Genomic DNA, 5,336 nt, shown 5'->3' on the forward strand with positions numbered 1-5,336 from the left:
GCCAGCGCGGCCTCGCCCGCCGGGCCACCGTGGTGCTGTTCTCCGACGGCTGGGAACGTGGCGACGCGGGCCTGCTCGGGGAGCAGACCGCCCGGCTGCGCCGCCTGGCGCACGCGGTGCTGTGGGTCAACCCGCACGCGGGCCGCCCGGGGTACGAGCCCGTCCAGTCCGGGATCGCCGCCGCGTGGCCGCATGTCGACAAGCTGCTCGCGGGGCACAGTCTGGCCACGCTGGAACGACTGCTGAGGGAGATCAGCCATGCATGACGTGCTGGACGAGCTGTACCGCCGGTGGCGGGCCGGTGAGCCGGTGGGCCTGGGCACGGTGGTGGACACGTTCTCCTCGGCGCCGCGGTCACCGGGGGCGGCGATGCTGGTGGGCACCGACGACACCGTGGTCGGCAGTGTGTCCGGCGGGTGCGTCGAGGGCGCGGTCTACGAGCTCGCGCAGCGCGTCGTCGACGACGGCACACCCGTGTTGCAGCGCTACGGTGTCAGCGACGACGACGCGTTCGCCGTCGGGCTGACCTGCGGCGGCATCATCGACGTGTTCGTGGAGCGGATCGACCGCGACTCCATGCCGGAACTGCCCGACCTGGTCGACTCCGTCCGCGCCGGACGGCCGGTGGCCGTGGTGACCACGGTCGGGCATCCGGACACCGACCGGCTCGGCGGCCGGATGCTCGTGTGGCCGGACCGGGTCTCCGGCAGCCTCGGGTCGGCCCGGATCGACGACGCCGTCACCGACGACGCGCGGGGACTGCTCGCCGGTGGACGTTCCGGCACCCTGCACTACGGGCCGGACGGCCAGCGCCGGGGCGAGGGCATGGCGGTGTTCGTCAACGCGTTCGAGCCGCCGCCGAGGATGCTGGTCTTCGGCGCGATCGACTTCGCCGCGGCCATGGCCCGGATGGGGGGCTACCTGGGGTACGAGGTCACGGTGTGCGACGCGCGCCCGGTGTTCGCCACCCGCAGCCGCTTCCCGGACGCGCACGAGGTGGTCGTGGACTGGCCGCACCGCTACCTGGAGGCGGAGGCCGCGGCGGGCCGCGTGGACGGCCGGACCGTGGTCACCGTGCTCACCCACGACCCGAAGTTCGACGTCCCCGTGCTGGAGGTGGCCCTGCGGCTCGACCTCGGCTACGTCGGCGCGATGGGCTCCCGGCGCACCCACGACGACCGGATGCGGCGGCTGCGCGAGGCGGGACTGACCGAGGCGGAGCTCAAGCACCTCGCCTCCCCGATCGGGCTGGATCTCGGCGCCCGTACCCCGGAGGAGACGGCCGTGTCGATCGCGGCCGAGATCATCGCGCTGCGCTGGGGCGGCGGTGGCCGCAGGCTCTCCGACGTCGACGGCCGCATCCACACCACCGAGCCCCGCTGACCCCGCGTTCCCACCTGGCAGGCCCCGCCGACCGGGCCACGGCCGACACGCCGCCGGGGTGGAACGCGCGTTTTTGGTGCTCCGCCGGAAAACGGAGGCCCGATCGGGCGATGATCGGCGGGCACGGGGGCCGCCGGGGTTGTCCCGGCAGCCCGGAGGTAGCAGGGTTACCTGTGAGGTCGATCACCGAGGTGGTCGACCCGACGGCCGCGTTCCCCGGCCCGCCCCGGCGGGCCGTGCCAGCACAGGAGGCCCCATGCGCATCACCGTCACCGTCGACGGAGCCCGCTACACCGACGAGGTCGAACCCCGCACACTGCTGGTGCACTACCTGCGTGAGCAGGTCGGCAAGGTCGGCACCGTGGTGGGGTGCGACACGAGCAACTGCGGAGCCTGCACCGTCCACCTGGACGGGCAGAGCGTGAAGTCCTGCTCGGTACTCGCCGTCCAGGCCGACGGCCGGGAGGTCACCACGGTCGAGGGGCTCGCCCGCGACGGCGAGCTGCACCCCGTGCAGAAGGCGTTCTCCACCAACCACGCGCTGCAGTGCGGGTTCTGCACCCCCGGCATGATCATGCAGTCGATCGACCTGCTCGCCGAGAACCCGGACCCGGACGAGCAGGCCGTCCGTGCGGGGTTGGAGGGCAACCTCTGCCGGTGCACCGGTTACCAGAACATCGTCCGCGCGGTGCAGGACGCGGCGAGCGAGATGCGGCCCGGGGCGGGCCCGGAGGCCGAACGGGTCGGGGAAACCACCGGCGCGGCCACCACGGCGGGTGTGCGGGGAGGTGCGCGGTCGTGACGTCGACGACGGAACCGGCGGTCACCGAGGTCGGCAGGGCCCGGGTCCGCAAGGAGGACGAGCGGCTCATCACCGGGCGCACCCGGTGGACCGACAACATCACCCTGCCGGGCATGGTGCACGTGGCCGTGCTGCGCAGCCCGGTCGCGCACGCGCGGATCACCGGGATCGACGCCGGTGAGGCGCGGGAGATGCCCGGCGTGCTCGGCGTCTACACCGCCGAGGACCTCGATCCCGAGGGCGCGGTCGCGCTGCCGTGCGCCTGGCCGATCTCGCCGGACATGAAGCACCCCCGCAGGCCGATGCTCGCCCAGGGCACGGTGAACTACGCGGGCGAGGGCGTGGCCGTGGTCGTCGCGCGCAGCGCCGCCGAGGCGGAGGACGCGCTCGCCGGGATCGACGTCGACTACGAGGACCTGCCCGTCGTGCTGGACATGGAGCAGGCCCTGGCCCCCGACGCCCCGTTGGTGCACGAGGACCTGGGTACCAACCGCAACGCGGTGTGGACGTTCGACTCGGCCGAGGCGGGCTCGGGCGGGGACGTCGAGCGGGCCTTCACCGACTCGGAGGTGGTGCTCACCCGCCGGTTCCGCCAGCAACGGCTCGTGCCGGGCTTCATGGAACCCCGCTCGGTGGTTGTCGACCCGACCGCGCCGCAGCTGACGATGTGGTCGGCGACCCAGGTCCCGCACATCGTGAAGACGATGGCGGCGATGACCCTGGGCATCCCGGAGCACCGGATCCGGGTGATCGCCCCGGACGTCGGCGGCGGATTCGGTGGCAAGCTCGCCGTGATCCCGGAGGAGATGCTCGCCCTGCGGCTGGCGCAGGAGCTGGGCAGGCCGGTGAAGTGGACCGAGTCCCGGTCGGAGACGATGGTCGCCGCCCACCACGGGCGCGACCAGATCCAGGACCTGACGATCTCGGCCACCCGCGACGGCACGCTGACCGGCCTGAAGGTCGAGCTGATGGCCGACATGGGCGCCTACCTCAGCCTCGTCGGCCCCGGGGTGCCGATCCTCGGCGCGTTCATGTTCAACGCGATCTACAAGATCCCGGCCTACCACTTCTCCTGCACGAACGTGTTCACCAACACCACGGTCACCGACGCCTACCGCGGCGCGGGCAGGCCGGAGGCCACCTTCGGCATCGAACGGATGATGGACGAGCTGGCGGCCGAACTCGGCATGGAGCCGCTGGAGCTGCGGGAGAAGAACTGGATCCGAAACGACGAGTTCCCCTACACCACGGTCTCCACGCTGACCTACGACTCCGGCGACTACGAGGCCGCCACCGAGCAGGCCAAGCACCTGTTCGACTACGACGGGCTGCGCCGCGAACAGCGGGAGCGGCGGGAACGCGGTGACCCGGTGCAGCTCGGCATCGGTATCTCCACGTTCACCGAGATGTGCGGCCTGGCGCCGTCCCGGGTGCTCGGCTCGCTGGACTACGGCGCGGGCGGCTGGGAGCACGCGGAGATCCGGATGCTGCCCACCGGCAAGGTCGAGGTGGTCACCGGGGTCTCGCCGCACGGGCAGGGGCACGAGACCGCGTGGAGCCAGATCGTGGCCGACCAGCTCGGCGTCGGCTTCGACGACGTGGAGATCCTGCACGGCGACACCCAGTCCTCCCCCAGGGGTCTGGACACCTACGGCTCGCGGTCGTTGGCCGTCGGCGGGATCGCCGTGGTGAAGGCGGCGGAGAAGGTCGTCGCGAAGGCCCGCACGATCGCCGCGCACCTGATGGAGTGTTCCGAGGACGACCTGGAGTTCGCCGACGGCCGGTTCACCGTGCGTGGCACGGACCGCTCCACCCGGATCCAGGACCTCGCGCTGGCCGTGTTCACCGCCCACGACCTGCCCGAGGGGGTCGAGCCGTCGCTGGACTCGGAGGCGACCTTCGATCCGGAGAACTTCTCCTTCCCGCACGGCACGCACCTGTGCGCGATGGAGGTGGACACCGAGACCGGGCGCAGCACCATCCGCTCCTACGTGTGCGTGGACGACGTCGGCGCCGTGGTCAACCCGCTCATCGTGGAGGGGCAGATCCACGGGGGACTCGCCCAGGGCATCGCGCAGGCGCTGTACGAGGAGGCGGTGTTCGACGAGGGCGGCACGCTGATGTCCGGCACGTTCGCCGACTACCTGCTGCCGTCGGCGGCGGATCTGCCGTCGTTCACCACCGACCGCACCGAGACGCCGTCCACGACGAACCCGCTCGGCGTCAAAGGGGTGGGGGAGGCGGGCACGATCGCCTCGACCCCGGCGGTGGTGAACGCGATCGTGGACGCGGTGCGGCATTTCGGCGTGGACGACGTCCGGATGCCGTGTACGCCGATGCGGGTCTTCAAGGCCATTCACACCGGGGAGCAGGCCGCCGGTGGGCCGGGCGCCGAGGCCGGTGGCGGCCTCGGTTCGATCGACGCCGAACACGGAGGTGCGCAGTGATCCCCGCCCCGTTCGACTACGTGGCTCCGTCCACGGTGGATGACGCGGTCCGGGCCCTGGCCGACGCGGGTGAGGACGCCAAGATCCTCGCGGGTGGACAGAGCCTGCTGCCGGTGCTGCGGTTGCGGATGGCCGCGCCGACGACGGTCGTCGACCTCACCAACATCGACGAGTTGCGCGGGGTGCGCGACGACGGCGACGCGCTGATCATCGGCGCGATGACCACGCACCACGACGTGCGACGGGACCCGCTGATCGCCGAGCACGCGGCCCTGCTGGCGCGGGCCACCGACACGGTGGCCGACCCGCAGGTGCGCCACCGCGGCACGTTCGGCGGGTCGCTGGCCCACGCCGACCCGGCGGGGGACCTGCTCGCACCCGCGTTGGCGATGGACACCGAGATGGTCCTGCGCGGGATGGACGGCACCCGCCGGGTGCCCGCGGCGGAGTTCTTCGCCGACTTCTTCACCACCGCCCTGGATCCGTCCGAGATCCTGACCCAGGTGCGGGTCCCGAAGTTCACCGGCTGGCAGGCGCACTATGAGAAGTTCAACCGGGTGGCACAGGCGTGGTCCATCGTCGGGGTGGCCGCGACGGTGCGCACGGACGCGGGTGCGATCGCCGAGGCCCGGGTGGCGCTGACGAACATGGCGTCGGTGCCGGTCCGGGCGCGGGGCGTGGAGGCCGCGCTGGTGGGGCAGCCC

General features: G+C 72.4%; 5 protein-coding genes. All 5 read left to right on the top strand.

The genetic code is table 11. From position 1 onward, the window contains the following. Window positions 1–266: VWA domain-containing protein (locus tag ACTIR_RS21420; RefSeq protein ID WP_034238123.1), on the top strand; the 266-nt coding region annotated here is incomplete at its 5' end. Continuing rightward, window positions 259–1,383 (top strand): XdhC family protein, encoded by a 1,125-nt coding sequence (locus ACTIR_RS0103295; protein ID WP_026453212.1) that lies wholly within the window; start codon window positions 259–261, stop codon window positions 1,381–1,383. The genes ACTIR_RS21420 and ACTIR_RS0103295, both read left to right, overlap by 8 nt. 256 nt (window positions 1,384–1,639) lie before the next feature. Continuing rightward, entirely contained in the window at window positions 1,640–2,185 is a 546-nt protein-coding gene (locus tag ACTIR_RS0103300; RefSeq protein WP_026453213.1) for a (2Fe-2S)-binding protein, read from the top strand. Continuing rightward, window positions 2,182–4,632, top strand: coding sequence for a xanthine dehydrogenase family protein molybdopterin-binding subunit (locus tag ACTIR_RS0103305; RefSeq protein ID WP_026453214.1), 2,451 nt, complete (start codon window positions 2,182–2,184; stop codon window positions 4,630–4,632). The genes ACTIR_RS0103300 and ACTIR_RS0103305 overlap by 4 nt, the downstream gene beginning before the upstream one ends. After that, window positions 4,629–5,336, top strand: a 708-nt coding sequence (locus ACTIR_RS21425; protein WP_034238128.1) for an FAD binding domain-containing protein, incomplete at its 3' end; no start/stop codon positions are given. The genes ACTIR_RS0103305 and ACTIR_RS21425, both read left to right, overlap by 4 nt.

The organism is Saccharomonospora iraqiensis subsp. iraqiensis (genome assembly GCF_000430445.1).
GTDB lineage: Bacteria > Actinomycetota > Actinomycetes > Mycobacteriales > Pseudonocardiaceae > Saccharomonospora > Saccharomonospora iraqiensis.